Raw genomic sequence first — 24,841 nt, 5'->3', positions numbered from 1 at the left:
CCGCGTCATTGGAGTATCAGGAAATCTCGCTGGCCAGTTCTTGCAGCAGTTCGGCGGCAGGCACTTCGCGGCAACCGCTGGCATTCTGGCCGGCCCATAGCGGCGAGAAGTCACCGCTTCCCAGCGCCTCGGCGGCGCTGCGCAACGGGCCGATGGCCGACGTGGCCAGCGGGAAGGCCGGCGCCAGGGGGCTGATCGGGCCAAGCTCGCGCATCAGTCGCGTGACGATGCCCCGCGCCGGCCGCCCGCTGTAGAGGTTGGTCAATGCGGTGTGGCGCGCCGCATCACTCTGCAGCGCTTGGCGATGCAGCGACGAGGTGGTCGCTTCAGGGCAGCAGAGGAAGGCGGTTCCGACCTGCACCGCATCCGCTCCCAGTGCGAGCGCCGCCGCCACGCCCCGGGCGTCGGCGATCCCCCCCGCGGCAATCACCGGCACCGTGACGGCCGCCTTCACCTGGGGCAGCAGTGCCAGGGTGCCAACCTGGGTGGTGAGGTCCTCGGTGAGAAACATCCCACGATGCCCACCCGCCTCAAGCCCCTGGACGATCACCGCATCGGCACCATTCGCCTCGAGCCACAGAGCCTCCTCCACCGTGGTGGCCGAGGAGAGCACCGTCGCCCCCCAGGCCTTGACCCTCTCGAGCAGCACCGGAGACGGCAGGCCGAAGTGAAAACTCACCACCTCGGGGCGGAATGTCTCCAGCACATTGCAGGCCTGGTCGTCGAAGGGCCGCCTGCCGGGACCAGCCGGCACGCTGTCGATGTCGAGGCCCATCTCTTCATAGTAGGGCGCCAGCGCCTGATGCCAGCGCGCGTCGCTGGCAGGATCCGGCTCTACCGGCAGGTGGCAGAAGAAATTGACATTGAGCGGCCGTGAAGTCTGCGCTCGAATCCTTTCAAGTTCGTCGCTCATGACCTTGGGGCTCAGCATGGCGCAGGGCAAGGCGCCGAGCCCGCCGCCCTCGGATACCGCGACGGCCAGCGCCGAGCCCTGGACGCCGGCCATGGGCGCCTGAAGGATGGGAAGCTCGATGCCGAGTCGCTGGGTCAGGCTCATGATTCGTCTCCATGCTGGGTTGGCTTGGGCCGTCGCCAGGGGCGCTTGGCGCCCAGGGTGTCGGCGGCATGGGCACCACGCTCGCCCATGGGTCGCGGCTCGCCGATGGTGGTGTCCTTGCGGGTCTGTCGTTCCATTTCAGCGTTGATCTCGGCACCAAGCAATACCACAAAGGCTGAAAGCCAGAACCAGAGCATCATCACCACGACGGTACCCAGCGAACCGTACAGCTCGGCCATGTCGGCCACATGGCGGACATAGAGCGAAAGCCCGCCGGAACCCAGCAGCCACAGCAACGTCGCAATCACGGTGCCGACACTGACCCACTCCCAGCGCGGCGCACTGCGGTAGGGGCCGAAGCGATATAGCGCAGCAATGACCAGCATCATCACCAGCAGCAGTACCGGCCAGCGCAGCCAGCCGATCACCCTGACCGCCGTGCTGTCCAGGCCGAGCATGCCGATCGCCAGGGGAAAGAATGCCACGAAGATGGTGGCGCCCAGGGAAATCAGGATCAGCCCCACGGTAAGAATGGCAACGACCAGGAAACGCTGGAAAAAAGGGCGCCGTTCATCCTCGCCATAGACGGCATTGAGCCCCACCATCAGGCCACGCACGCCCTTGGATGCCACGAACAGTGCTACCAACAGGCTGATGATGGCGGTCAGACTCAGCCCCGTATCGGTGCTTTCGCTGACTTCTTGCGCCTGTTCATTGATCAGGCTCGCCCCACCCGGTGGCATGAAGCGGCTGATTTCACTGATCTGACTGACAATCTCATGAGGATCAAAGGCCAGCGCCCATAGGGAAATGACGGCGGCAAGTGCGGGAAACAGCGACAGCAGAGCATAGAAGGCAATGCCGGCCGCCAGCAGGTTGACCCGGTCGTCAGCCAGCTCCTGCTTGACCCGCCAGACGACATCCAGCCAGCCAGGTCCCGGTATCTGCTTGGGTCTTTCGGCGCGTCGGCCTCTCGGTTGGTCGGTCATGAGCTCCTCAGGGTTGCTGTGCCGGGCGCAGGATCATCCGGGCATCGCGAATCTCGATATCGAAACGGTTGAGAAAGCTCATCCCCAGCAGAGCCACGTCGCCGTCCAGCCCCGGGCTGATGGAGCCTCTCACCTGATCCGCTGTGAACCCTCCCAAACTGACCTCATTGAGCATCGTCAGATCCCCACGCACACGGCCGTTGGCGGTATTGAACCAGGCCGATCCCGTGCGCTCGAGGCCGAGCCGTCCCGCCAGATCCGCAGGTACGGCGACATAGGTGGCGCCTGTGTCGAGCAGAAATTCCACCGGCTCACCATTGATGCGTCCGGTGGCCATGAAATGGCCCGACCGATTGCGCTCGAGGACAACCGGCTCGTCTTGCCCGCTCACTGCATTGACAAGATGGGCGTTGGGGTTGCGCTGCTGCTCGAGAAAACCGTGAAACCACCAGACACCGGCACCGATGAACAGTATCCAGAACAGCAGCATCATACCCAGCCCGGTCCGTCGGACTGACCCGTCACCACGGCTCATAGCACATCTCCCCTGGCCATTGTCGGAGGCAGCCCCTTTGGCATTGACACCTCTGCGCCTGCTGTCTGTACTGAAGAGCGCCTATCGCCCAGGACCATGAAGGTTCTGGCGTGATCAGACGACTATTGCGCGAATGACTACAACAAGGATAGCCACATGCAAGACAGCTTCGAGTATTCGACCCCCGTCTCGGCAAAGCATTCCCCCATTGGGCAACGCCTTGTCGGCGCAACCCTGTGTATCAGCGCTCTGCTGACATGCAGCTCGGCCGCCCTGGCCTGGGATGGCCTGGTGGAGAAGCAGGTCTTCGAGATGGACGAGTACACCACCGTCAGCGGCGAAACCATCGCCCCGGTGAGGATCGGCTGGGAGGCCTACGGCACCCTCAACGAGGCGAAGGACAACGTCATCCTGATCACTCACTTCTTCTCGGGCACCAGCCATGCGGCGGGCCGCTATGCCGAGGACGATGCCGCACCGGGCTATTGGGATGCGATCATCGGGCCCGGCAAGCCGCTGGATACCGACGAGTATTACATCATCTCCTCGGATACCCTGGTCAATCTCAATGCCCATGACCCCAATGTCATCACCACCGGCCCTGCCTCGATCAACCCGGAAACCGACGAACCCTGGGGGCTGGACTTTCCGCTGGTGACCATACGCGACTTCGTCGAGGTGCAGAAGGCGCTGCTGGAGAGCCAGGGCATCGAACAGCTGCACGCGGTCATGGGTCCCTCCATGGGAGCCCTGCAGGCCTATGAGTGGGCCAGCGCCTACCCGGAGCGGGTCGAACGGCTGATCCCGGTCATCGGCGGGGGCCAGAGCGATCCCTGGCTGCTCGCCACCCTGAGCGCCTGGGCGGCCCCCATCCGGATCGATGCCAACTGGAATGACGGCGACTACTACGACGGCGAGGCGCCCCTGGACGGCCTGCGGGAAGCGCTCAAGCTGGTGACCCTGAACGCCAACCACTGGCAGTGGGCCAACGAGACCTTCGACCGCAGCTGGGCTGACGAAGACGCCGATCCGACCCGCGACATCCACGCCCGCTACGCCATCGAGCAGACCCTCGACGACATCGCCGCGGCCCGGGCCGAGATCGCCGACGCCAACCACCTGCTCTATCTGGTCAAGGCTAACCAGGCATTTGTCACCGGTCACGGCGACAGCGTGGAAGAGGGGCTGGCCGACATCGACGCGCCGACGCTCATTCTCTACAGCGAGAACGACCTTGTCTTCGCGCCAGAAGGCGTCCGCGATACCGCCGAGATGATTGGTGCCGACGGCACCTCGGTGGAACTGGTCACTCTCGACGGCAACCGCGGCCATCTCGATGGCGTCGTCGGTATCGACCAGGCCAGCGACAGGATCCGTGCCTTCCTCGCCGATTAGCCGGAGAGTAGTGCGCTCAATAGTAGATAGCTTCCCATGACCAGCAGGCCGGTCAGGAAAACGCGACGAAAGGCAGCCTCCGACAGCCGGTGTCGGAGTCGCTGCCCCAACTGCATGCCGAGCAGTGCGGGCACCACCGCCACCAGCGAAAGCAACGCCAGTTCGACAGTGAGCAGACGCTGCTCCCCCATGGAAAACCCCAGCGCCGCGGTCGTGACCACGAACAGCACGCCCATGGACTGGATCAGCATGTCCCGAGGCAGGCCCAGCGCCTGCAGGTAAGCGACACCCGGAAAGACCGATGAACCGGTCATTCCGGTGATCAATCCGGTCAAGGCACCATTCACCGCCCCGGCATGGCGGCCATGGCGCATGATCGCCCCTCCCCCGAGGCGGAATAGGCCGGACAGCGCATAGTAGATGATCAGCAGTCCGAGCAGGGCAGAGAGCCAGCGCACGTCGACCCTGGCCAGCACCGACACCCCCAGCCAGACGGTAACCGTGGACGCCAACAGGAAAAGCCACAGCCGCCGGAGGATCTGCACCAGATATCCTCCAACCAGTGCCTGCCAGATATTGGTGATGATGGTGGGTGCCAGCAGCAGCGCCATTGCCGAGGGTAGTCCCACGGTGGCCGTCAACAAGGCCAGCGATACGGTCGGCATACCCATGCCGATGACACCCTTGACGGTGCCGGCCACCAGAAAAGTGATGGCCACCAATAGGAGCAGCAGCGGATCTTGCAGCAGCGACACTAGCCTGCTCCTCCCTGAATCGGGTTTCTCGTCTCCCAGTCGCGGGCCGCCTGCTGGCCACGCGCCTGATTGACGGCAAGACAGATCAGGATCGCCGTGATGAACAGCGCAGCGCACAGCAGGATGGAGGCCTGCAGGCCAACCACCGACTGCAGCAGCCCAAGGCCGATGATTCCGATGACACCGGCCAGCTTGTTGGCCAGCCCCCAGAAGCCGAAGAATTCGGCCGCCTTGCGGGTGGGCGAGAAGAGACCCACCAGGGCACGACTGGCCGACTGGCTCGAGCCCAGGCTGAGCCCGGCCAGGCAGCCCACCACCAGGAAGAGATGCTGCGCCTCCCACTCGAGCCCAAGGCTTTCGTTGAGGAAGGCCGTGACTTCCGGCGTGGCCCAGATGGCGAAGATCGCCGCCACCCATAGCGTCAGGGTGAACAGGTAGGTGAGCTTGGTACCGATGCGGTCCTGGATGAAACCGAACCCCAGCGCCCCTGCCGCCGCGGTGATCTGGACGATGATGAACATGATATTGCGGATCGCCTCGTCCCAGCCGATTACCTGGGCACCGTAGATGAAGGCGAAGGCAATGATGATGTAGACCCCCGCCATGGAGAACAGCAGCGAGACCAGGAAAATGCCCAGATCGCGGAAATGCCTGAGCTCATGCAGAGTCGTCGCGACCCGCTCCCAGGCGATCTGCCGGTAAGGCTTGCCTGGCGGCTGCGGTGTGCCCCGCTCCTTGACCCAGAGAAAGGTAGGGATGGCCGTTACCAGGAAAAAGCCGGCAGCGAAGGGCCCCACCCAGCGGATACGCTCGAAGTTGTCGGCGGTGGCCTCGCCCAGTACCAGCAGGGTGAAGCCGGCGGCGAAGAGCCCCCCCACATAGCCCAGCGACCAGCCGAAACCGGATATCTTGCCCATATCCTCTGGCGGACCGAGGTCTGGCAGGAAGGCGGCGATGAAGGACTCGCCCATGGAGTAGGCGTAGTTGGCAACCACGATCAGCAGCAGGCCCAGCACCACATAGCCGGGCTCCACGAAATAGAGCATCGCCGTGGCACCCACCGTTGCCAGGTAGCTGACAAACAGGAAACGTTTCTTGGCCGCATGGTAATCCATGACCGCTCCGCATAGCGGGCCTGTGATCACCACCATGAGGTAGCTCACCGCCAGGGCGAGGCTCCACAGCAGGTTGGCCAGCCGATAGTCGTCTCCCCGGTCACCGACGATCACCGTGGTGAAGAGCTCACCGAAGACCACGGTGATGATCAGCAGGGTAAAGGCCTGGTTGGCGAAGTCGAACATCGCCCAGCCGAAGATCTCCTTTCTCGACGCCCGCTGCCGGGGCGTGTCGCCGGCAGCCACAGGTACCGCGCTCATAGTGTACTTTCCTTGCCGTGGGTGGGCTCTTTCGGCTCATAGCCTACCAGCTAACGACGCAGCGGGAGCATTCACTGACGGCTTGGCATTTCGCTACCGCATGCCGGCAGTATCGGCGACGCTCGCCAGGGGTGCGGCACGGTCCCATGTGGAGGGACGGCGCTTGCGTTGGCGGTGTGAAGATGACTTTACGAAAGGTATCGACTAGGTTAGTTCCGACAGCTGCCGCCAGCAGCCACGTTCTCCATGGAAATTGGCACATAATAATACCCACACAGGAGGCAACGACAGCCGCATGAGAAAATGGCTACTGTTCGCGGTCTGCCTACTCTTGCCTGTCCCGGCCTCTGCCAGCCTGGACGGCCTCACCTTCATTACCGAAGAGTATCCGCCGTACAACTACAAGCGAGAGGAGCGGCTGGAAGGCATCTCCATCGAGATCCTCGAGCGCATCTTCGAAGAGACCGAAACCCCACTGACCCGGGAAGACGTCCTCTTCTACCCCTGGGCTCGCGGCTACGACACCGCCCTGGCCGAGCCCGGCACGGTACTCTTCTTCACCACCCGCACCGAGCAGCGCGAGGCGCTGTTCCAGTGGGTCGGGCCCATCGCCACCGACCGGGTTGTCCTGATCGCCCGGCGCGACAGCGGCATCCAGCTCGACAGTCTCGACGACCTGGTGAATGGCGGCTATCGAGTCGCCGTCATCCGTGGGGACATCGGCGCCCAGCGACTGGAAGAGGCCGGGGTTCCCGCCGATCAGCTGCGCCTGGCGATGTCCAATCTCAGCGCTCTGATGATGCTCGACCGAGGACGGGTCGACCTCTGGGCCTACGGTGAGGATGTGGCGTTCTGGCTGATGCAGGAGCACGACCTTCCCATCACCGATTTCATGTCGGTACTGACGATCAGCGAATCGGATCTCTACTACGCCCTGCATCGCGATACCGACCCGGACCTGGTGGCACGAATGCAGGCGGCTCTGGATGCCCTCAGGCAGCGGGGTGAGCTCGGCGACATCTTTAGCACCGAGGTGATCTTCAATACCGAGGAGTATCCGCCCTACAACTACCTGACGGATGACGGCGACATCGACGGCGAGTCGACCCAGCTGCTGCGGGCCACCCTGGAAGAGGCGGGGCTTTCCGCCAGGTTTCGGCTGCTTCCCTGGGCCCGCGCCTATACCGAGGCCCAGTTGAAGGATAACCACTGTGTCTATTCGACGACACGTACCAGTGATCGTGAGCCCCACTTCACCTGGATCGGTCCATTGGCGACCAACGAGTGGGCGGCCTTTACCCAGGCGGACTCTGGCATAGAAGCCAGCTCGCTGGAGGACCTCCAGGAGCTGCGCGTGGGTAGCTTTCGTGAGGATGCCGTGGGGCAGTTCGTGGCAAGTCAGGGGGCATCGATCGTTCTGGCAACGAGCGAGCGCGAGAATATCAATCGCCTTCAATCGGGTCTCATCGATGTCTGGGTCACGGGTGAGCAGGCAGCCGACTATCTTGCCGCCGAGGCGGAAATTGACCTGAAACGACTTTTCGGCTTCCAGCAAGCCCAGCTCTATCTCGCCTGCCACCCCTCGGTGCCCGAAGCCTATGTGGCCCGCCTGCAGGCTGCCATCGACAGGCTTCGCCCCCCCGAACCACCTGAGGTCGTAGGGCTCGAATCAAGCGATGACGCGGATGCGGAGCGATGACAGCAGCTCCCCCAGAGCGCCAGCAACGCCCACGCCGCAGCAGCCTGACCGCCAAGCAGGCTGTCTTGACGCTCTCCATCGCGCTGCTGCTGAGCATCATTGCCGGAGCCATCGAACTCGCCCTGGACGCCCGCAAGATGCGGCATGAGGTACAGAATCAGACCCAGCACCGGCTGGATCTGGTTCACGGCACCGCCGCGGAAGCCGCCTTCCAGCTCAACCCCGAACTCGCGACGCAGGTGGTGGAGGGCCTGTTCAGCGGCGGCAGGGTAGCCGACGTGGTCATTCGAGACGACTTCGGCCGCAGCATGGCCTCGCGTGAAAGAGACGTGTCGCCCGATAGCAGCTGGCTGGCCCATGCGCTTTTCGGCGACATCCTGCATTACCAGGAGGTACTGATATACGATCTGGGTACCGCTTCGCCGACCGAACCGGTAGGCGATATCGAAATGACGCTGGCACTCGACAGCCTGGCCCGGGACTTCATGGATCGAAGCCTGCTGATCTTCTCACTGGGCGTCTTCAAGGCGCTGGCCATCGCCGCTCTGCTGGTGGTGGTCTTCCATGCCTTCATTACCCGGCCATTGCTGCAAGTTCATGCGGCCATCATAGAGACCAACCCCAGTCAGCCCGGCCAGTGGCGCAAACCCAATCTGGAACACCATGGCGATGACGAGCTGGGCCATCTGGTCGAGAGCCTGGATGAGCTCCTCCATGCCTTCCAGCGAGGCCTCGACCAGCGCGATCAGCTGCACCAGATCTCCACCGTCGACGGACTTACCGGCATCGCCAATCGGCGCCAGTTCGATACCTTCCTCGAGGCCTCGTGGCAGCGGGCTCGGCGCTCCGGCAAGCCCCTCGCAGTCATCTTCATCGACATCGACCGCTTCAAGGACTTCAACGACCACTACGGCCATGTCGCCGGCGACGACACCCTGCGTGCGATCGCCGATGCCCTGGCCGGCGTGGTCACCCGCTCGACCGATCTGGTGGCCCGTTACGGGGGGGAGGAGTTCGTCTGCGTACTGCCCGATACCGATCTCGCGGGTGCCCGCTTGGTCGCCCAACACATACGTGATGCGATTCGAGCGCTGGCAATCCCCCATGCTTATTCGGACCATTCCGACCAGGTCACCGCGAGCCTGGGGGTGGCCAGCACCGTTCCCGCCGCCAGCGGGATCACCTGCGAACAGCTGCTGGAGCAGGCGGACAGCCAGCTCTACCGGGCCAAGCATCAGGGCCGCGACCGGGTGGCGTGGGAGACATGAGCGATTTGGCCACGCTTGTGGGAAGCCGGCTTCTATCTCATGCTCATATCTCATGCTCAAGCGAGAAGAGTCTTGCGATAGCGGGACAGGACGGGGGATGAGACCATGAGCAAACGCGACGAATTCGTCGAGCAGATGAAGGCCCGGCTGGACGAGTGGAACGCCGAGATCGATGAGCTGGCCGCCAGGGCCCGTCAGGCCAGCGACGAGGCACAGGTCAAGTACGAGGAGGATATCGAGCGGCTGAAGCAGCGTCGCGACGAAACACGTCGCCGGCTCGATGAACTGCAGCACGCCAGCGAGGCGGCCTGGGACTCGCTACGCCAGGGCATGGAGGAGTCCTGGGAACTGATGCGCAAGGCGTTCCGGGATGCCTGGCGCAATGAGGGGCCTCCGGGCAGCCCGCCCGATACCACACCCCCCGACACCGCTCCCGAGGACGACCGCGACGAGCGCCCCGGCAGGCGATAGTCTCGCCTGCCGGGTGCCGACTAGCTGTCGCCGCGCCGCTCCGATGGTGACGTCTTCTCTTCGACCGACTCGGGCTGGGCTTCGCTGCCGCGCTGGAGTCGGTCGATCGCCTCCCCTCCCTGGCGCGACAGCTTCGCCAACCGGGTGATCTGCTCGTCCAGGCGAGGCAGGGCCTCCTGGCGGTAGCGGGAAAGATCGTCGATGGCCCCCATGACGTCACCGAACGCCTGCTCCAGGGCCTCCATGTCCAGCTGGGCCGAAGCCGCCCGGGTCTGGATCTCCACCCCCTGGTGGCGCAGCGCCCTGGCGGTACCGGCGATCATGTCCGAGGTGGTGGTATTGAGCGATTCGACGCGATCGAGCACCAGCCGCTGGTTGGCCAGCGCCATGGCCACCGCCACCGCCACGGTCAGCGCCGAGACGGTGACATGGATCGCCCGGTCTACCCCGCGAATCAACTCACGGTTGTTGCGGATGATGACTTCCAGCGCCAGCACCCCCTGCTGGCTGACCGCCATCTGCTGCTGCAGATCGACGATGCGCTGGCGCAGCGGGAAGAGCAGCTCCTCCTCGATGAAGGGGCGCTGGGGATGGTCGGCAACGAGTCCGGACAGCGCCTGCTGCAGGCGCCGGTCGATCAGGCGCCCGAGACCGACCTGACGCTGCAACCGCCCCATCAGCTCGCGCAGGGCTTCCTGGTCGTCATTCAGCGTCAGGTTGTCGCGATGCAGCATGTCGCGTCCCGACTCCAGGTCGGCGATGATCGCATCCAGCGCCTGCTGCGCATTCTCGAACTTGCGGAAGTAGCGCTGTACCCGGCTACCGGCGCCGGGAATTCGCGCCAGCAGTCGGTCGAGCCGATTGGGCGAGAGCCGGTGCTGCTGGGGATCCAGTTCCTCCATCCTGCCGCGCAGGTCGACCAGGGCACGGGCTACCGGCCCGCCGTCATCGCCCTGGTGCGCCAGCTTCTTCAGCGGGGTCTGCAGCATCTCGCTCTTGTGCGCCGCCTGCTGTTGCAGCTCCAGGCCCATCTCGTCCACCGCACGGCGTTGACGCTCCAGTGCCGCACCGTCCTCACCGCTGGCCAGCACCTCCTCCACGAAGGCGTCGGCCATCTCGCTCAGCTCAGGGTCATCTGCACCGGGAGTCGCCTCCTCCTCGACCTCGGGCAGGGATTCAACCAGCTCGCTGGCGATCTCCTCCACCGGTGGCAAGGAGAGGCGGGATCCGCGTCCGGACGATTGATTCATGCTACCTTCCCCTTATCTCAAGGTCCTTGATGCTAGGCTAGCATTCTGACAGGTTCAGCGCTGGCCCCCGCGCCCGTAACGCTCAGCCCTGCCAATGAAGCGCCGCAGTTCCTCCAGGGCCTGGTCGGTGGCCACCGATGCCTGTGGACGCCCCGTCTCGATCCGCGCCAGGGCCACGGCGGCATCATCGAGCAGCGTCAGCGCCGACTCGTTTCGCGCCACCAGGCGGCGCAATCGCAGCTCGGTGTCATCGATCAGTTCCAGGCGGCGCTTCAGCGCAATCCGCTCCTCCACCGACAGCTTGGTGCCGTCCTGCTCAAGGCGGCGACGCACGAAGTCCCCATCGAGCCCCATCACCCCCCGCGCCTGTGCGGCCATGGAGGTGAAGTTGTCCACTGCACCCAGACAGACCTCGGTGACCAGCCCGCGGGAGCGCGCAAAGGCCAGCTCACTGCTATCGAAACGAGCCACCAGCACGTCCATGACGTTGCGATAGCGACTGTAGAATCGGTCCACCTGGATCGCCAGGTCGGGCCGCCTGGTATCGAGAAGAGCTTGCTTGGCGCGGCACAGGGCCATGATCAACTCATCGGCGTCTGACGGGGGATGTGACGGGTCGAGTACCGCCACGCCGGCTTCGCGCGCCTCGCGCTCCTGCTCGGTGCGTCGACGTGCTGCCTCGGCTTCGAGACGCGCCTCCAGCCGGCGGCGATGCCGCCTGGCCCGCCAGCTACGCCAGGCACGTTCGAGGGGCAGCGCCACGGGGACCGCAACCAGCCCGGCCAGCCAGCCGCCCAGGCTAGGGCCGAAACCACCCCACAGCGACGTCAGCCACAGCAGCATGCTGAGGAACGGGATCAACAGGCAGTAGCGAAAGACCACCTGCAGGCGGTTGGGGGAATCGGTAGGAACCGCCAGGCGTGGATTGGCCATGCCGACCAGCAGCCACGGCAGGCAGGTGACGAAGAGGCCATAAGCAAAGCCCTGGAGAAATCCCAGCATCGGTCTCCTTACTCAGCGACCTTGGAGGATACAGTCAGTGTACGGGGGCTTGAGGTCGCATGCGACAGCTAACCGGAAGCCGGTATCAACGACACAGCCGGTAGCCCCGCATGCCGAAGTGGAAGTGGTCCGCATGGGCGGCGTTGTAGTCGGGGCCCAGCACATTACCGAAAAGATCGCAGGCGCCGTCGCGAACCTCACGCAGGAAGTCGCCTCGTTCGCCCTCCTCACCCCAGTGTTCCTGAAGGGCGATCTGCTGGCCGTCCGCCAGCCGGAATGCCGCCACATCCAGCGCCTCGGCAGTGGCATGCTCGCTCATGCGACCTGTTTCCCGACCATAGACCCGCCGACAGGAATAGCTGCCGTAGTGTTCGACGTGGGCCACCCGGCTGCCGAAATGGGTCTCGGCGGCCGGCTACAGGCGCTGCCGCTCGAACATCACCCAGGCAAGAGCCAGTGGGCAGGCGGCAACGAAGCTGGCATTGAAGTCGACGTCGCTGCCATGCATACGCACCACGTTCTCCAGCGGGCAGCCCTCTACCGGCTCATGATCCTCCAGCGGCGTCATCCGCAGTGCCCCTTCGGGTACGGTAGCCAGTGCTGCCAGGCAGTCATCGCGGCTGTCGCCCAGGCGATGGAGCTTCCATTTCGTCACCGGGGTCAGGGGGTCATCCACCGAAATCGGCTTCAAGGGATGCCACTCAGAAGGTATCTGCGCCTCGAACTGCCACCAGGCAATGGCCGCTACCATGCCCAGCAGGGCAAGGGTCAACAGAAAGCGCATACCACCTCACATCACAGCAGAGATCACAGCAACAGGTTCAGCATCAGGGCCACACCGCCGACAATCAGGGCAGTGATCACGGCGACGTCCACTGCGCGATCGAGCCAGCCATCGAAGCCTCTTCGGCGCTGGCGAGGGGTTTTTCGTCGACGGGTAGCGCCACGGCGGGAGTTGCCGCGGTTCGATCCGATGAGAGACATGGCTGAAGTCCGGTTTCACCCTTTTGCTGAGCTTAAGGCCTGCGCTGTCGCCTGACTACTGTATTGCAACAAACAGCGGAGAGAGCGGGCTCTTTCGGCGGCTCCTCAAGGCTGCAGCCAGCGTTTTCTGACAGCAGGGATTGCATATTTCCGGGCTAGGCCCGATGTTGGTGGCAATACACAGCAGGCTACCCAATTAGCGGATGAACCCGATCATGTCCCGACTCGCCGATACCCCGCTCTCCGTGCTCGATCTGGCACCCATCCGCCAGGGCGGCACCATCGCCGACAGCTTTCGTGAAAGCGTGAGCCTGGCACAGCTGACCGAACGCCTCGGCTTTACCCGCTACTGGCTGGCCGAGCACCATAGCCTCGACGGCATCGCCAGCGCCGCCACTGCCGTGCTGATCGGCCATATCGCCGGGGCCACCTCGCATATCCGTGTCGGCAGTGGCGGTATCATGCTGCCCAACCACCCGCCGCTGGTGGTGGCCGAGCAGTTCGGCACCCTAGCAACGCTCTATCCCGGCCGCATCGACCTGGGCCTGGGCCGCGCTCCGGGCTCTGACGCCGCCACCATGCAGGCCATGCGGCGCGACCCCCGCGCCGGTGTGGAGGACTTCCCCCAGCGGCTGGCCGAGCTGCAAGGGTTTCTCGGCGAAACCCAGCCCGGACAGCGGGTCCGAGCGGTACCGGGCCAAGGCACCCACGTGCCACTCTGGCTGCTCGGCTCCAGCGGCTACAGCGCCCAGCTGGCGGCCCGGGAGGGGCTGCCGTTCGCCTTCGCCGCCCAGTTCGCCCCGGGCTACCTGCATGAGGCACTGCGCCTGTATCGGGACAATTTCCGCCCCTCCGACACGCTCGACAGGCCCCATGCCATGGTCGGCCTGCCGGTGATTGCTGCCGAGAGCGATGAGCAAGCCCAATACCTGGCCACCACCGCCCAGCAGAAGTTCCTCAACCTGGTGCGCGGTGGGCGCACGCGCTCGCTGCCACCGGTGGAAGCCCTCGACTGGTCCCCCATGGAGCGAGCCCAGGTCGAGCAGTTCCTGGGCGCCGCGATCATCGGCGGCCCCGAGACGGTGAAGGCCGGTCTCGAGCGTTTCCTCGAAAAGACCGGTGCCGATGAGCTGATGCTCAATACCGACGTCTTCCGGGCCGAGGACCGCCTGAGAAGCTACGAGATCGTCGCCGAGGCGTGGCACGCATGAGCCGGAGTACCCAGGTTGCCCGGCTCGACCTGGCCGGCATCATCGTCGGCATCCGGCGCATGGCCCCCTTGTGCCTGTTCGTGGTCGTCTTCGGCCTGGCCTTCGGCGTAGCCGCCCTCTCCCGCGGCCTATCCGGTCTCGAGGCGATGCTGATGAGCGCCCTGGTCTTCGCCGGCGCCTCGCAGTTTGCCGCCCTGGAGCTGTGGGGCCCAGAGATACCGCTGCTGCCGCTGATCGCCACCACCTTTGCCATCAATGCCCGCCATCTGCTGATGGGCGCCGCCATCCAGCCCTGGCTCGCCCATCTCCCGCCCGCCCAGCGCTACGCCAGCGTGGTCGTCATGAGCGACTCCAACTGGGCAATGGCCGCCGCCGATTACCAGAAGGGCAAGACCAATGTCGGCATGCTGGTGGGCGGCGGCATCGCACTGTGGGTCACCTGGCTGTTCGGCACCCTGCTCGGCGTGCTGTTCGGTAGCGGCATCGAGGAGCCGCAACGCTTCGGCCTGGACGTCATCATGGGCTGCTTCCTGCTTGCCATGCTGGTGGGCGGCCGCCGCGACCTGTCGATACTGCTGCCCTGGGCCGCCGCGGCACTGGCCGCACTGGCGGCCATGACATGGCTGCCCGATCACGCCCATGTCATCGTCGGCGCAGTGGCAGGCGGGCTCGTGGGTGTCCTGCTGCCGGCGCGCAAGGGAGAGAAACCATGACCCTTCCCGCCACGCTGGCCGGAGCCATCGCCGCCATCGTCATCATGGCCCTCGTCACCTACCTGACCCGCGCCGGCGGCGTCTTCATCATGTCGCGGGTACCGATCGGCCCCAGGGTAGAGCGCTTCATCAATGCCATGGCCGGCTCCGTGCTGGTGGCGGTGATCACCCCCATGGCCGTTTACGGCGACTGGGGGGCCCGAATGGCACTGGTCGCCACCCTCCTTGTCATGCTGGCCCTGCAGAAGCCCCTGCCGGCGATCACCGCCGGGATCGTCACCGCCGCCCTATGGCGGATGCTGTAGCACATCTGCGTGATAAGTGCCCTGGCAGAAGCGACCGTGGTAGCGTGTCGCACCCCAGGAACGTTTACCCAGTCGTGGCCTCCAAGGGAGAGCCATTCACCTCGTCGCCCCTCAATGGTGACGCCATGCTCTCGCTGGAGATGTCCATGACCGACCCCAACGACCCGCGCCGCAACGCCGCCTGGCACGCGGCACAGCAGTGGCGTGCCCGTACCCGCCAGACGCCGCGCGGGCCTCTCGGCGGGCTGAAGCTGATCCTGACCTGGCTGCTGTTCGGCATGCTGCTGATCATCGGCACGGTATTGGGCCTCTTCTTCCTGCTGATCGGCTGGGCCATGCTGCCCATCATGCGCTATCGCATGAAGAAGCGCCTCGAGCAGATGCGCGCCGAGCAGGCGAGCGATGTCGGTACCAGCTTTCACTACCGGGAGACGCACTATCGCACCGGGACTGGCGGAGATTCCCACCGCGAACAGCAGGTGCTGGAAGGCGACTACGAGGTCCGTGAAGACGAGCACAAGAACTCGCCCTAGCCAGCTCACAGTATTCTTGTCATGGGCGCACTGAATCACTCCGCAACGCCTGATATCACTCTGATAAATCTGCGACTTCACACGCCCGCCCAGCGCTTCACTCCCAACCCGTCTACCAGCCTGCTCCCAGACCAGTGTCAGTAAGCAGGCTGGGCAAGCACTAAGTACTCAGCTTTCCTGCGCCCTGCCTGATTTCAATGCCAACGGCGGTTGGAAACTGACTGCCGCCATCAAGAATATTTGATATCTGATCAGGCGGCCCATGCACGCCACTATCACTATGTACAGAGTCTCTATAATAAAATCCTTTCATATCATATAAATAAATGACAATACTCAAGAATAGCTGTACATTTTCGAAATACACTACCCTAATGCATAGTTTTTGTGTCATTATTTTGAGGATAATACTTGACATGAAAGGCATGCGCACAGCCAATCTCTGGCATCGCTTGCTAGCCGCTTAATGACCCTGCCAGGAATCCGGGGATGAACCTCACCATCAAAGCTCGACTGACCGTACTGATAACCCTGCTGGTCGCACTGATTGCCATCGTTGGCAGCCTCGGCATACGCGGAATGACCGCACTGAGCAGCGCCATCGACACCATCTACGAGGACCGACTGGTGCCGGTGCAACAGCTGACCCGCATCGATGAACTGATGCGGGACACCATCATTGAGCTCAACCAGATCAGCCTGACCAACGACCATGCCGGCGGCGAGGCAGCCAGTCAGACAAACCGACAACCCTACCTGGATGCCGTGGGCGCCAATATCGCGGCGATGGAGCAGGTCTGGACGACCTACATGGCAACCTTCCTGACCCCACGCGAGGCGGAGCTTGCCGAGCGCTATGCTGATCAGCGCCGTGCCTTCTTACAGCAGGGAGTGGAGCCGGCCATCGCCCTTTATGAGGCCGGCCAGATCGATCAGGCATCTGCCCATATGATCGAGGCGACACGCCCCGCTTTCGTTGCCGCCAACCAGACGCTGCATGAGCTGATCGACCTTCAGGGGGAAGTGGCCCGTGCCGAGTATGCTGCGGCCCAGTCGACCTCCGATTTCATGCGCTTGCTGACCGCAGCCATGATCGTCCTGGCATTGATCATAGCCAGCCTGGGCGGCTGGACCCTGATTCGCGCCATTACCCGGCCCTTGGGACGCATGATCGAGTACTTCCAGGCGATTGCCGCCGGCAGCCTCGACAACCGCATTGAGGTGGAACGCCGTGACGAGATCGGCCTCGCCCTACAGTCCCTGAGTGAAACCCAGTCCCAGCAGCGCGAGCTGGTGGCCCGGATCCAGTTCTCCGCCCAGGCCATCCATGCCGCCTCCAGCGAGATATCCTCGGGCAATCACGATCTCTCCCAGCGCACGGAAGAGCAGGCCGCGAGCCTCCAGGAAACGGCCACCAGCATGGAGCAAGTCGCCTCGACGGTGAAGCAGAACGCCGACAACACCCGCCAGGCCAACGAGCTTGCGCGCAATGCTCGTCTGCTGGCCGATAACGGGGGCGACAAGACGGCGCAGGCCATGGGTAAGATGCAGGAACTCGAAGAGAGTGCGGAGAAGATCGGCAGCATCATCTCAGTGATCGACGGTATCGCCTTTCAGACCAACATCCTGGCACTCAATGCCTCGGTGGAAGCCGCCAGGGCCGGTGAGCAGGGCCGAGGGTTCGCCGTAGTAGCCGGCGAGGTACGCAACCTGGCCCAGCGCTGCGCCACGGCCGCCAAGGAGATCCAGACGCTGGTCACCCTCGATGGCGAGCTGGTCAAGGACGGCAGCGCCCTGGTCAAGCAGGCCGGCGAAGCCATGGAGCAGGTCGTGGGCAGCGTTCGCCAGGTCTCGGAGCTGATGGCCGACATCAACGCCGCCTCGGAGGAACAGTCCCAGGCGGTCGAACAGGTCAGCGTTGCGGTTAGCCAGATGGATCAGGTCACGCAGCAGAATGCTGCACTGGTGGAGCAGTCTGCAGCGGCAGCCTCATCACTGCAGACCCAAGCCGAACTGTTGGCAAATGCAGTCAGCTCATTTCGTATCGGAGAGAAGTCATCCTCCTCAACAACGGGCAACTTGGCACCGGCCATCCCCAGCAGCTTCATTTCATCCAACCAGGTAGAAATGGATCGCGATCCCATGCCGCGATCTCGTCAGCAGCGAAAGACAGCAGAGGAGCCGGAATGGGAAGCCTTTTAGGCTTTCCAGCCCTCTGAGCAAGGAGATGCCGCCCCGTTCGACTGTCGCGATGTCGGAACCTTCAGTCGGCGTTTTTGTATCAAGGCACCTGGCGCTACTGGCCCTGGCCGCTGACGCAAGCAACAGCTTTCTTGATTGGTTTGCTCTACCGTAGCCTGTCACCAAGGACGTGGAGTGAGGCAAGCCAATGCGGTGATGGACCTTTCACAGCCCGCAGGACATCCTGCCGTTCAGCGTGGAATGGTTCGAAAGAGTCAGCTTCGTGGTCGTGCAACGGCCAGGCACGAGGCTCGATTGCCGTGACGCGACAGCACCGTTAACTCTTCCAGCGACAGGCCGGCGGCGTCGAGCTGCGCCTTGAAGGCATCTTCATAGGTCACCCGCCCGAAATCGATGCTGGTGAGCCGCTTGAGCATGGGCTTGAACCACTCCATCCCGCGCGAGGGCCGCTGCTGGATGGTCTGGGTGAAGAAGATGCGTCCGCCCGGGCTGAGCAATGCCGTGCAGTGGCGCAGCGCCCGTTCGGGCTCGGGCAACAGCATGAAGCTGGCCGAGAAATAAACGGCGTCATAGGGGCCGGCGCGGTGGTCGTAGACAGATTCGAGACGTACTTCGGCATGGGCACCGAGCGCTGTCTCCTCGAGCCGGCGCCTTGCTCGGACGATGTAATCGGCATCGATATCAATGCCGGTAATGCGCACCCCCTTGCACCTCACCGTCTCGGCGTTGGCCGCCAGCGCCCCGGCCGTGCCTATCCCGACATCCAGCAATACTGCACCTGCGGGCAGGCGCTTGAGCACCTCGGCATACCAGCGGGCCGTGAGCCTGAGGATGAGGGAGTCATAGACCCAGCTTCGAAACATCGCTTGGTTTCCTGTGCTCTCGGCCCCGGTCGTCAGGCGATAAATGTCACCTTTGCCGCCCCTGCCAAGGCCCAGCATAGGCAATCCTGCCAGCGAGAGCGAACGGCAAGCGGCGTCGGAAACAACATCACGGCGACAACTGCCCCACCACCCGATCGCGCCCCCTTGCCTTGGCGGCATACAGGCGCCTGTCCGCATCTGCGAACATCTCGTTGAACCCCTGGGACCGAGGATCCCCATCGGCGACCCCCGCACTGATCGTCACCATCACACTCTGGCTGTCCACCGCCACCGGCTCAGCACCGACAACCCGACGGAGCTCCTCGGCACGGCGCCAGGCATCGCTGCCCCCGCAGTCGTAGAACAGGACGCAGAACTCCTCTCCACCCAACCGGGCTACCAGATCCTGAGACCGAACGGCCGAGAGAATGCGTCGGGTGACAGCAATAATGACCTGGTCCCCCACGGCATGCCCGTGGGTGTCATTGACCGACTTGAAATTGTCGATATCGATGAGAACCAGGGAATACTGCCCGCCCAGGAGGCACAAGGCTTGGCGATCCCGCTCGAAGCGCTGCAAGAAATGGCGGCGGTTCGAGATGCCGGTCAGGCTGTCCTGGTTGGCCAGGGCTTCGATCCTATCGTGGGCGGCTTCCCGGGACCGTTCCTGATAGTAGGCCGCGGCACCGAAAGCCATCATCCCGCCGAGGATATTGGTCAGTGCGGCTCCCGATGCCAGTGCTGCCCAATCTTCTCGGTATGCAACGGTCATCGAGAGGATGACCGCGAAGAAGACCAAGTAGACTGGCAAGCCCTTGCGCGTGCCGAGCAGGAAGAAATTAATGATAGCGAAGAAAACCGTCCATACCGCCGCCGAGACATCGGCCTTCACGTACCAATAGAAGAACGCCGAGAGGCCGCCACAGGACAACACCGTCACCCAGGCCGATCGCTCGATATTACGGTTGACCCGCATGTCGGCCAGTGCCAGCACGACGATGACGAAGAAGGCCAATTCGACGGCCGCCAGCAGGATGGCCTCGAACAGGAAAAAGTTGACCACGGTATAGACCAGCGAAGTCAGCGCAACGATGATCAAGAAGCAGTTGGCCAGCCAAAACCGCCGCGAATCCGCTCCCGAACCGGCATCGGTATCGCTCGCGCCCCGCCAACTCAGCCACTGCGGTGTCTTCATGGGTACCCGCACTCCCTGCTGTCGCGCACCCATCGAGTAAGCAGGCCTCACGAAAGCAAGACCTCACCCGCCGCTGGCGATCATGTTTGCAAAAGGTGATAAAGGTTTATCGGCTGGGCTGCAGAGGTCTTTAAATTTTTTTCAACACCCACAGTATGGAGTAGGCTTTGCTGCGCCATTGCGCCCGTCGCAAGGGCGAGCTCCCCACACAGGCCATGCGGGAAGCCAATGTGATTCTTGCTGTGCTGGTGGAGAATCGCCGCAGCGTGCGCTATCCGAAATAGTGAAAACTCCCGAAGAAGTGCCATCACCCCCCTTTTACCGGGCGCATAATCCCCACCGGACAGTGCGCCTTGTGCAATATCTCGCGGCTGACACTGCCTGTGGCCACTTGTGAAAAACCACTGCGTCCATGGGTCGTCATGACAACCATGGCATTGGTACAAGGAGTCAGGTAACGGTGGATAGCCTCTGCAGGGCTGTCCCCATGCAGCACTTCCCACTCCACCTCGAAACCGTCCGCCTCGCGAATCCGGCGCGCCAGGCTTTGCACATACCCCGACTCCATGATATCGCCATGCCCCGTACCACCAGGCAGTACTGATGCCGCATCGGTCTCGACCTCTACCACATGCAACAATTGCAGCCTGGCATCGAGTCGCCTGGCCAGATTGACTGCAGGCTCGAGCACCGACTCAGCTGGGCGCGATCCATCGACGCAGACCATCAGGGTATCGATACGCCCATGCCTGCCAGGATCGAACCGGGGGCCGCCAAGCACCACCAGTGCGCCAGCACGGCGCACGGTTTCTGCCGCAACGCTGCCAAGCAATAACTCGGACGCCGGGCGTCGACCATGGGAGGTCATGCACAGCAACCCTTCGCCAGGGTCGGAAGCCAGCCCGGCCAGCACATCGGCGGCATCACCTGTCACTATCTCGAGTGACTCCCGATAAGCCCCCAGCTCTTGCCGGTCTAGCGCATCATGCAGCGCGGCCCGGCGCTTATCCACCTGGTCGGATGACGCCACGACGGAAACCAACGCCATGGTGCCGCCCCACTGACGATGTAACAGCTCGCCCAAGTGGATGCCCTGCAATGAGCGCCTGGACTCGTCCACTGCCACATGAAGTACCTGCATATCGTCCCCTTCTATCGCGGCTGGTCTTGCCTTCATTACAGCAGATCAGCAAGGAGTTGCGAGCAGCTGGCTAGACGCTTATCGCTAGTGGCTCGCTTTCTTGGCAAAGAAAGCGTCAATGGCACTCTGGGCTTCCGCGGAGCGGCACCGCTCCAGCAGCTGCCTTTCTTCCCGGTCGAAGGCATGGCCCACTGCTTCGGCTTCGCTCTCCCGCAGCAGCGCCTTGGTGGCCAACAGCGTATCGGAGGGCTTGGCGACAAGCCGCGTGGCACAGTCGATCGCCTGCTCCAGCGCCTTGCCATCGGGGGTGGTATCAGTCAGCAGGCCCAGGTCACAGGCACGGGACGCGGAAAGGGATTTTCCGAGCATGAGCATTTCACTGGCCAACTTGTTACCGGCCAGCTTGGGCAGCAGATGTGTCGTGGCGCCCAGGGGCGTCAGGGCAAAGTTGATGAAGGGCAGGTAGAACTTCGTGGAATTGCCCGCATAGGCGAAATCGCAGTGCAGAAGAATCGACGAACCAATCCCCAGGGCGAGACCCTCTGCAGCGGCAATGGCAGGCTTGGGAAAGGCATGCAGGCGACGCAGGAAGGTGATGGCCGGCACCTCAGTCGCCTCCGCCAGTGCCTTGTAGTTGGCCAGGTCGTTGCCGGCGGTAAAGCAGTTCTCGCTGCCCGTGATGATCAGGACCTTGACCCCATCGTCCGCCTCGGCCGAAGCCAGCGCATCCATCAGTTGGATGTAACTTGCCTCGTCCAGGATGTTGCGTCGTTCAGGGCAGCTGATCCTCACCAGCGTGATGCCGTCCTCTCTGCGGGAGGTCGTGATTCGAGTCGCCATGAGCTATCTCCGTTGCGGGCAAGGGGCCTTGCCTTCAGCATAAGCACTTTTTAATGAGCATGCTAATGTTTGATCTGCCCGGTCTCTCGCAGCTCGAGAGTCTGCCCCAGCCACCTTCACCTGCCAACTCGTTCGTTTCCTCTCGGCAAGAAGCTTAGCGCAGCAGCCTAAGCAAACGAGCCGCACAGGATCTGCCGGCATCCAAGGCACCTTCCATGTAACTCGGGAACCGCTCAGCGATCTCCGAGCAGGCGAAAAGCACTCGTCCTTCCACCCCGCGCAGCCGTGCCGCAGCATCCGGCATCCCTCCGAAACGGATGTGTGCGTTATACCCGCCGCCACACCAGGGATGTTGGACCCAGACGGTATCCGTCATTTCAATGGGTTGCCTTGCCTTACCGTCATCGAAAGCCTGCCCCAGCAGATCGATGGCGTCGGATTGTCGCTCAGCCTGAGCAAGCTGGGCCAGATCGGGGGCGCGTCCCCCGCCGGTGAACATCGTCAAACGTGCCTCGTCTTCTCCCACCCTCGACGTATCCGTGAGAGTCACACCCATCGGATCGATGCAGACGACCTCTCTGATCGGCTGGCCGCCATGCCAGTCGGCCGGCTGGCGCCAGTAGGCGTCACGATAAACGAAGGTGGTCTTGATCATCGCTCCGGGTATATAGCTCTCAAGGGCGGCGCAAACCTCGTCTGCCAGAGGCGGGGGGAGTTCGATCTCACGGGCGGCGACCGGTGGCACCGCCAGGATGACAGCGCCGGCGCGATAGGCACCATGAGAGGTGGCGACATCGAATGCATCACCACCCGGCCCTGCCACTCTCGACACAGCCATCGCGGCCGTGTGGTAATGAGGCACACGTAACAGGCCATCGACAAGCCGGGCGACGACGGTAGCGAGGGGGCCTGTCACCTGACATTCCCCATCCTCTCGCTGCGAGTCATACCTGGCATAGATTTCCAGCACGCCTTGGGCGCTGATATCGGAGAGTTCATGGCATAACAGCTCACAGAGCGAGCTTTTCATGAGAGCGGCGCCCTTGGCGTCAGAGGTAATCTCCTGAATCAGCTCGGCGACCGAGCGGTCGGGGCGACCACTCTGATAGCCCGCATAGGACACCAGGTCGGGCCATGCCTCATCCATCGCCCCCAACCAATCATCTGTTCCAATGACCCCCGATGCCCCGAGGCCCGCCGTCGCGCCTTCCGAGCTCACCATCAGCTCCATTCCGGCTTCATGCACCAGCTCGACGAGGCCCGTCATGTCCTGATTCAGAAACTGGGCCCCTTCTTCGATCGGGTAGCCGTTTTCACCGGTTGAGGAGCGGACACGCCCGCCAGCACGGCCCTGCGCCTCCGCTACCTGGCAGCTCAGTCCAGCCGCTTCGAGCTCCCGCACCGCTGAAAGGCCGGCCAGGCCGGCACCCACCACGATGACGTCGGCACTTCTCTCGGCTTCATTGCGTTGCATATCGACTCGATCCATGTCGCCCGTGATAACCCTGCGTCCCTTTAATCAGCGTATGCCTCACCAGCCTGCAACGCCAAATCAGCAGCCGTACCTGGTCATCAGCCAGCCGCAAGACCCAATATTTCGCGAGCCTGCTGTCAGGTCAGCCACTGGACGCTCGTACTGCTCGCACAGCGACACGGTGCGTTCCCCCAGGGCCGCATTCGACGAAGCCAGGGTATTGCAATCGAGACGCAGCGCCTTGTTGGGTGGTATCAATATCAGCACCAATGCCGCTCGCGTGGATATCGACACCCTGATGCAGGAGTACCTGCCGCTGCTGCAGGCCGCTGCTGCAGAAAAAAGCCCGGCAGATTCGCACCACGATCAATTGAGCTGCGAATCTGCCGGGCTCTTCGGTTAGGAGGTAGGGGTCAGTTGCTCGAGTGCCCATGCGCCGGAGCATCCCGCTCCAGGTGCGCCACCCAGGATTCGATGTCGGGTAGCCTGGTGGCGGTACCGTGGTAGTCGCTCATGTCCGGTAGCTCGTGGGCGATGCCCTTGTGGCAGGTTATGCAGGTCGCCTCTCCCTCGGCGAGCGTGGTCGAGTGTGCACGAGCCGCCCTGGAACTCTGCATGGTAAAGTCCATCGAGTCGAAGTCGTGACAGTTGCGACACTCCAGTGAGTCGTTGGCTTCGAGCCTGGTCCACTCCCTCTCTGCCAGCTCACGCCGCTTGTCCTCGAACTGCTCTTCGGTGCGAATGGTACCGAAGATCCAGCCCCAGACCTCCTTGGAAGCCTCCATCTTTCGCGCCATCTTGTGGGTCCAGCCGTGTGGGACATGGCAGTCCGCACACTGAGCGCCGACCCCGGAGCGGTTGACGTCGTGGATGGTGCCCTGCATTTCCCGGTAGGGGTTGCGCTCCATCTCGTGACACGAGATGCAGAACTGCTGGGTATTGGTGGCCTCCACCGCGGTATTGAAGCCACCCCAGAAGAAGACCCCGGCAATGAAGCCCCCCAGCGTCAGGAATCCCAGGCTGAAGTGCATGCTGGGGCGAGACAGGATACGCCAGTAACTGGCCAGCCAGCGCTTCATTGTCCACCCCCATCACGCCGCTCCCGGAGCATGTCGCCCAGCACCTCGTCGACGGTGAGGAAGGTGTTGGGGACGATGGGACTGGCATCGGTCTGAGGCACATGACACTGGGTGCAGAAGTAGCGGTCCGGCGATACCGCCGCCAGCACCTGCTGATGACGGTCACGGAAGTGGCTGATGCTGACCATGGGGGCGCCGGCCTGTACCGCCTCGCTGCGGCTGTGGCAGGTCAGGCAGCGATTGGCACGGGCATCGACCTGATAGTCGCGAATGCCGTGGGGAATGACCGGGGGCTGCTCGGGGTAGTTGAGCACTTCACGCCCCGCGTCCCGGGGCTCGCCGGCCAGCGGTGGAGCCGGCAGGGACTGGCTGAGGGTACCACCCGGACGCAGGCCGTCCGGTGCAGAATCGTCGCGGTGCTCTTCGGCGATTACCAGGCCGGCGACGACCAGCGCCAGCGCAAGACTGAGCAGTGTGAGCCATTTCATTGCATTTCTCCTTGCG

The 24,841-nt window shown here is 63.4% G+C and carries 26 protein-coding genes and 1 pseudogene; 10 read left to right on the top strand and 17 right to left on the bottom strand.

All coding sequences use genetic code 11. The annotated features are described in order from the left end of the window. Positions 1-16: 16 nt before the first annotated feature. Genes LOKO_RS11735 through LOKO_RS11725 form a run of 3 tightly spaced genes read right to left on the bottom strand, consistent with a single transcriptional unit; the run spans position 17 to position 2,581 of the window. Positions 17-1,057, bottom strand: a complete 1,041-nt coding sequence (locus LOKO_RS11735; protein ID WP_066449351.1) for an NAD(P)H-dependent flavin oxidoreductase — start codon at positions 1,055-1,057, stop codon at positions 17-19. Further along, complete coding sequence (locus LOKO_RS11730; RefSeq protein WP_066449348.1) at positions 1,054-2,046, bottom strand: YihY/virulence factor BrkB family protein; 993 nt, start codon at positions 2,044-2,046, stop codon at positions 1,054-1,056. Before LOKO_RS11730 ends, LOKO_RS11735 begins: the two co-directional genes overlap by 4 nt. A gap of 7 nt (positions 2,047-2,053) precedes the next feature. Beyond that, positions 2,054-2,581, bottom strand: coding sequence for a retropepsin-like aspartic protease family protein (locus LOKO_RS11725; RefSeq protein ID WP_066449346.1), 528 nt, complete (start codon positions 2,579-2,581; stop codon positions 2,054-2,056). Between the two features lie 156 nt (positions 2,582-2,737). Here LOKO_RS11725 and LOKO_RS11720 point away from each other — a divergent pair, with 156 nt between their 5' ends. Further along, positions 2,738-3,976, top strand: coding sequence for an E22 family MetX-like putative esterase (locus tag LOKO_RS11720; RefSeq protein WP_083517559.1), 1,239 nt, complete (start codon positions 2,738-2,740; stop codon positions 3,974-3,976). On the opposite strand, the gene LOKO_RS11715 is transcribed toward LOKO_RS11720, so the two are convergent. Continuing rightward, positions 3,973-4,731: a sulfite exporter TauE/SafE family protein gene (locus tag LOKO_RS11715; RefSeq protein WP_235588853.1), complete on the bottom strand. Its 759-nt coding sequence runs from the start codon at positions 4,729-4,731 to the stop codon at positions 3,973-3,975. The genes LOKO_RS11720 and LOKO_RS11715 overlap by 4 nt on opposite strands. Further along, complete coding sequence (locus LOKO_RS11710; RefSeq protein ID WP_066449344.1) at positions 4,731-6,107, bottom strand: MFS transporter; 1,377 nt, start codon at positions 6,105-6,107, stop codon at positions 4,731-4,733. The genes LOKO_RS11715 and LOKO_RS11710 overlap by 1 nt, the downstream gene beginning before the upstream one ends. A 295-nt stretch (positions 6,108-6,402) precedes the next feature. On the opposite strand from LOKO_RS11710, the gene LOKO_RS20240 reads away from it, so the two are divergent. The 3 genes from LOKO_RS20240 (at position 6,403) to LOKO_RS11690 (ending at position 9,545) form a co-directional block, all read left to right on the top strand. Beyond that, positions 6,403-7,806 (top strand): substrate-binding periplasmic protein, encoded by a 1,404-nt coding sequence (locus LOKO_RS20240; protein WP_235588852.1) that lies wholly within the window; start codon positions 6,403-6,405, stop codon positions 7,804-7,806. Next, positions 7,803-9,074 (top strand): GGDEF domain-containing protein, encoded by a 1,272-nt coding sequence (locus LOKO_RS11695; RefSeq protein WP_066449343.1) that lies wholly within the window; start codon positions 7,803-7,805, stop codon positions 9,072-9,074. The genes LOKO_RS20240 and LOKO_RS11695 overlap by 4 nt, the downstream gene beginning before the upstream one ends. A gap of 105 nt (positions 9,075-9,179) precedes the next feature. Continuing rightward, the gene (locus LOKO_RS11690) at positions 9,180-9,545 is read left to right on the top strand and encodes a sll1863 family stress response protein (RefSeq protein WP_235588851.1); all 366 of its coding nucleotides are present in this window, start codon (positions 9,180-9,182) and stop codon (positions 9,543-9,545) included. Positions 9,546-9,565: 20 nt separating this feature from the next. Here LOKO_RS11690 and LOKO_RS11685 read toward each other — a convergent pair whose 3' ends face one another. From LOKO_RS11685 to LOKO_RS19895, 5 genes and pseudogenes are all read right to left on the bottom strand, one after another. Beyond that, positions 9,566-10,795, bottom strand: coding sequence for a toxic anion resistance protein (locus LOKO_RS11685; RefSeq protein WP_066449341.1), 1,230 nt, complete (start codon positions 10,793-10,795; stop codon positions 9,566-9,568). Between the two features lie 54 nt (positions 10,796-10,849). Continuing rightward, positions 10,850-11,797, bottom strand: coding sequence for a cobyrinic acid a,c-diamide synthase (locus LOKO_RS11680; protein WP_066449335.1), 948 nt, complete (start codon positions 11,795-11,797; stop codon positions 10,850-10,852). An 85-nt stretch (positions 11,798-11,882) separates the two neighbouring features. Beyond that, positions 11,883-12,200, bottom strand: a pseudogene (locus LOKO_RS20235) (extensin-like domain-containing protein); the annotation flags it as partial. Positions 12,201-12,212: 12 nt separating this feature from the next. Further along, positions 12,213-12,581 carry a hypothetical protein gene (locus LOKO_RS20230; protein ID WP_235588849.1) on the bottom strand — a complete coding sequence of 123 codons (369 nt, stop codon included), beginning with the start codon at positions 12,579-12,581 and terminating at the stop codon, positions 12,213-12,215. A gap of 23 nt (positions 12,582-12,604) precedes the next feature. Next, complete coding sequence (locus LOKO_RS19895; protein ID WP_201025316.1) at positions 12,605-12,781, bottom strand: hypothetical protein; 177 nt, start codon at positions 12,779-12,781, stop codon at positions 12,605-12,607. A gap of 215 nt (positions 12,782-12,996) precedes the next feature. On the opposite strand from LOKO_RS19895, the gene LOKO_RS11670 reads away from it, so the two are divergent. The 5 genes from LOKO_RS11670 (at position 12,997) to LOKO_RS11650 (ending at position 17,745) form a co-directional block, all read left to right on the top strand. Continuing rightward, the gene (locus LOKO_RS11670; RefSeq protein WP_066449332.1) at positions 12,997-13,992 is read left to right on the top strand and encodes an LLM class flavin-dependent oxidoreductase; all 996 of its coding nucleotides are present in this window, start codon (positions 12,997-12,999) and stop codon (positions 13,990-13,992) included. After that, a complete protein-coding gene (locus LOKO_RS11665; RefSeq protein ID WP_066449329.1) occupies positions 13,989-14,705 on the top strand; it encodes an AzlC family ABC transporter permease in 717 nt (238 codons plus the stop codon). Before LOKO_RS11670 ends, LOKO_RS11665 begins: the two co-directional genes overlap by 4 nt. After that, positions 14,702-15,010 carry an AzlD family protein gene (locus LOKO_RS11660; protein WP_066449326.1) on the top strand — a complete coding sequence of 103 codons (309 nt, stop codon included), beginning with the start codon at positions 14,702-14,704 and terminating at the stop codon, positions 15,008-15,010. Before LOKO_RS11665 ends, LOKO_RS11660 begins: the two co-directional genes overlap by 4 nt. A 146-nt stretch (positions 15,011-15,156) precedes the next feature. After that, on the top strand, positions 15,157-15,543 hold the full coding sequence (locus LOKO_RS11655) for a hypothetical protein (protein WP_066452333.1): 387 nt from the start codon (positions 15,157-15,159) through the stop codon (positions 15,541-15,543). A gap of 489 nt (positions 15,544-16,032) precedes the next feature. Then, positions 16,033-17,745 (top strand): methyl-accepting chemotaxis protein, encoded by a 1,713-nt coding sequence (locus LOKO_RS11650; protein ID WP_066449324.1) that lies wholly within the window; start codon positions 16,033-16,035, stop codon positions 17,743-17,745. Positions 17,746-17,999: 254 nt separating this feature from the next. On the opposite strand, the gene LOKO_RS11645 is transcribed toward LOKO_RS11650, so the two are convergent. From LOKO_RS11645 to LOKO_RS11625, 5 genes are all read right to left on the bottom strand, one after another. After that, positions 18,000-18,608: a class I SAM-dependent methyltransferase gene (locus tag LOKO_RS11645; protein ID WP_066452332.1), complete on the bottom strand. Its 609-nt coding sequence runs from the start codon at positions 18,606-18,608 to the stop codon at positions 18,000-18,002. Between the two features lie 127 nt (positions 18,609-18,735). Continuing rightward, the gene (locus LOKO_RS11640; RefSeq protein WP_066449322.1) at positions 18,736-19,803 is read right to left on the bottom strand and encodes a GGDEF domain-containing protein; all 1,068 of its coding nucleotides are present in this window, start codon (positions 19,801-19,803) and stop codon (positions 18,736-18,738) included. 307 nt (positions 19,804-20,110) lie between these two features. After that, a complete protein-coding gene (locus tag LOKO_RS11635; protein ID WP_066449320.1) occupies positions 20,111-20,944 on the bottom strand; it encodes a universal stress protein in 834 nt (277 codons plus the stop codon). Between the two features lie 84 nt (positions 20,945-21,028). Then, positions 21,029-21,784, bottom strand: coding sequence for an enoyl-CoA hydratase-related protein (locus tag LOKO_RS11630; RefSeq protein ID WP_066449318.1), 756 nt, complete (start codon positions 21,782-21,784; stop codon positions 21,029-21,031). 154 nt (positions 21,785-21,938) lie between these two features. Then, positions 21,939-23,258, bottom strand: coding sequence for a flavin monoamine oxidase family protein (locus LOKO_RS11625; RefSeq protein ID WP_066449316.1), 1,320 nt, complete (start codon positions 23,256-23,258; stop codon positions 21,939-21,941). A 220-nt stretch (positions 23,259-23,478) separates the two neighbouring features. Here LOKO_RS11625 and LOKO_RS20225 point away from each other — a divergent pair, with 220 nt between their 5' ends. After that, entirely contained in the window at positions 23,479-23,661 is a 183-nt protein-coding gene (locus tag LOKO_RS20225; RefSeq protein WP_235588848.1) for a hypothetical protein, read from the top strand. 10 nt (positions 23,662-23,671) lie between these two features. On the opposite strand, the gene LOKO_RS11620 is transcribed toward LOKO_RS20225, so the two are convergent. Both LOKO_RS11620 and LOKO_RS11615 read right to left on the bottom strand, forming a co-directional pair. Then, positions 23,672-24,337: a NapC/NirT family cytochrome c gene (locus tag LOKO_RS11620; RefSeq protein WP_066449314.1), complete on the bottom strand. Its 666-nt coding sequence runs from the start codon at positions 24,335-24,337 to the stop codon at positions 23,672-23,674. Continuing rightward, positions 24,334-24,825, bottom strand: a complete 492-nt coding sequence (locus LOKO_RS11615) for a nitrate reductase cytochrome c-type subunit (protein WP_066449310.1) — start codon at positions 24,823-24,825, stop codon at positions 24,334-24,336. Before LOKO_RS11615 ends, LOKO_RS11620 begins: the two co-directional genes overlap by 4 nt. Positions 24,826-24,841 lie beyond the last annotated feature (16 nt).

This window comes from Halomonas chromatireducens, assembly GCF_001545155.1.
GTDB lineage: Bacteria > Pseudomonadota > Gammaproteobacteria > Pseudomonadales > Halomonadaceae > Halomonas > Halomonas chromatireducens.
Note: the sequence above shows the minus strand (reverse complement) of the source record. Positions and strands in the feature narration are given on the sequence as shown.

Coding starts and splice junctions, on each gene's coding strand:
- LOKO_RS11650 (WP_066449324.1), top strand. CDS start 16,033: ATGAACCTCACCATCAAAGCTCGACTGACCGTACTGATAACCCTGCTG.
- LOKO_RS20230 (WP_235588849.1), bottom strand. CDS start 12,581: ATGCGCTTTCTGTTGACCCTTGCCCTGCTGGGCATGGTAGCGGCCATT.
- LOKO_RS11655 (WP_066452333.1), top strand. CDS start 15,157: ATGACCGACCCCAACGACCCGCGCCGCAACGCCGCCTGGCACGCGGCA.
- LOKO_RS11725 (WP_066449346.1), bottom strand. CDS start 2,581: ATGAGCCGTGGTGACGGGTCAGTCCGACGGACCGGGCTGGGTATGATG.
- LOKO_RS11660 (WP_066449326.1), top strand. CDS start 14,702: ATGACCCTTCCCGCCACGCTGGCCGGAGCCATCGCCGCCATCGTCATC.
- LOKO_RS11680 (WP_066449335.1), bottom strand. CDS start 11,797: ATGCTGGGATTTCTCCAGGGCTTTGCTTATGGCCTCTTCGTCACCTGC.
- LOKO_RS11625 (WP_066449316.1), bottom strand. CDS start 23,258: ATGCAACGCAATGAAGCCGAGAGAAGTGCCGACGTCATCGTGGTGGGT.
- LOKO_RS11645 (WP_066452332.1), bottom strand. CDS start 18,608: ATGTTTCGAAGCTGGGTCTATGACTCCCTCATCCTCAGGCTCACGGCC.
- LOKO_RS11620 (WP_066449314.1), bottom strand. CDS start 24,337: ATGAAGCGCTGGCTGGCCAGTTACTGGCGTATCCTGTCTCGCCCCAGC.
- LOKO_RS11685 (WP_066449341.1), bottom strand. CDS start 10,795: ATGAATCAATCGTCCGGACGCGGATCCCGCCTCTCCTTGCCACCGGTG.
- LOKO_RS11665 (WP_066449329.1), top strand. CDS start 13,989: ATGAGCCGGAGTACCCAGGTTGCCCGGCTCGACCTGGCCGGCATCATC.
- LOKO_RS11735 (WP_066449351.1), bottom strand. CDS start 1,057: ATGAGCCTGACCCAGCGACTCGGCATCGAGCTTCCCATCCTTCAGGCG.
- LOKO_RS11710 (WP_066449344.1), bottom strand. CDS start 6,107: ATGAGCGCGGTACCTGTGGCTGCCGGCGACACGCCCCGGCAGCGGGCG.
- LOKO_RS11695 (WP_066449343.1), top strand. CDS start 7,803: ATGACAGCAGCTCCCCCAGAGCGCCAGCAACGCCCACGCCGCAGCAGC.
- LOKO_RS11720 (WP_083517559.1), top strand. CDS start 2,738: ATGCAAGACAGCTTCGAGTATTCGACCCCCGTCTCGGCAAAGCATTCC.
- LOKO_RS11730 (WP_066449348.1), bottom strand. CDS start 2,046: ATGACCGACCAACCGAGAGGCCGACGCGCCGAAAGACCCAAGCAGATA.
- LOKO_RS11690 (WP_235588851.1), top strand. CDS start 9,180: ATGAGCAAACGCGACGAATTCGTCGAGCAGATGAAGGCCCGGCTGGAC.
- LOKO_RS11640 (WP_066449322.1), bottom strand. CDS start 19,803: ATGAAGACACCGCAGTGGCTGAGTTGGCGGGGCGCGAGCGATACCGAT.
- LOKO_RS11630 (WP_066449318.1), bottom strand. CDS start 21,784: ATGGCGACTCGAATCACGACCTCCCGCAGAGAGGACGGCATCACGCTG.
- LOKO_RS11635 (WP_066449320.1), bottom strand. CDS start 20,944: ATGCAGGTACTTCATGTGGCAGTGGACGAGTCCAGGCGCTCATTGCAG.
- LOKO_RS19895 (WP_201025316.1), bottom strand. CDS start 12,781: ATGTCTCTCATCGGATCGAACCGCGGCAACTCCCGCCGTGGCGCTACC.
- LOKO_RS20240 (WP_235588852.1), top strand. CDS start 6,403: ATGAGAAAATGGCTACTGTTCGCGGTCTGCCTACTCTTGCCTGTCCCG.
- LOKO_RS11670 (WP_066449332.1), top strand. CDS start 12,997: ATGTCCCGACTCGCCGATACCCCGCTCTCCGTGCTCGATCTGGCACCC.
- LOKO_RS11615 (WP_066449310.1), bottom strand. CDS start 24,825: ATGAAATGGCTCACACTGCTCAGTCTTGCGCTGGCGCTGGTCGTCGCC.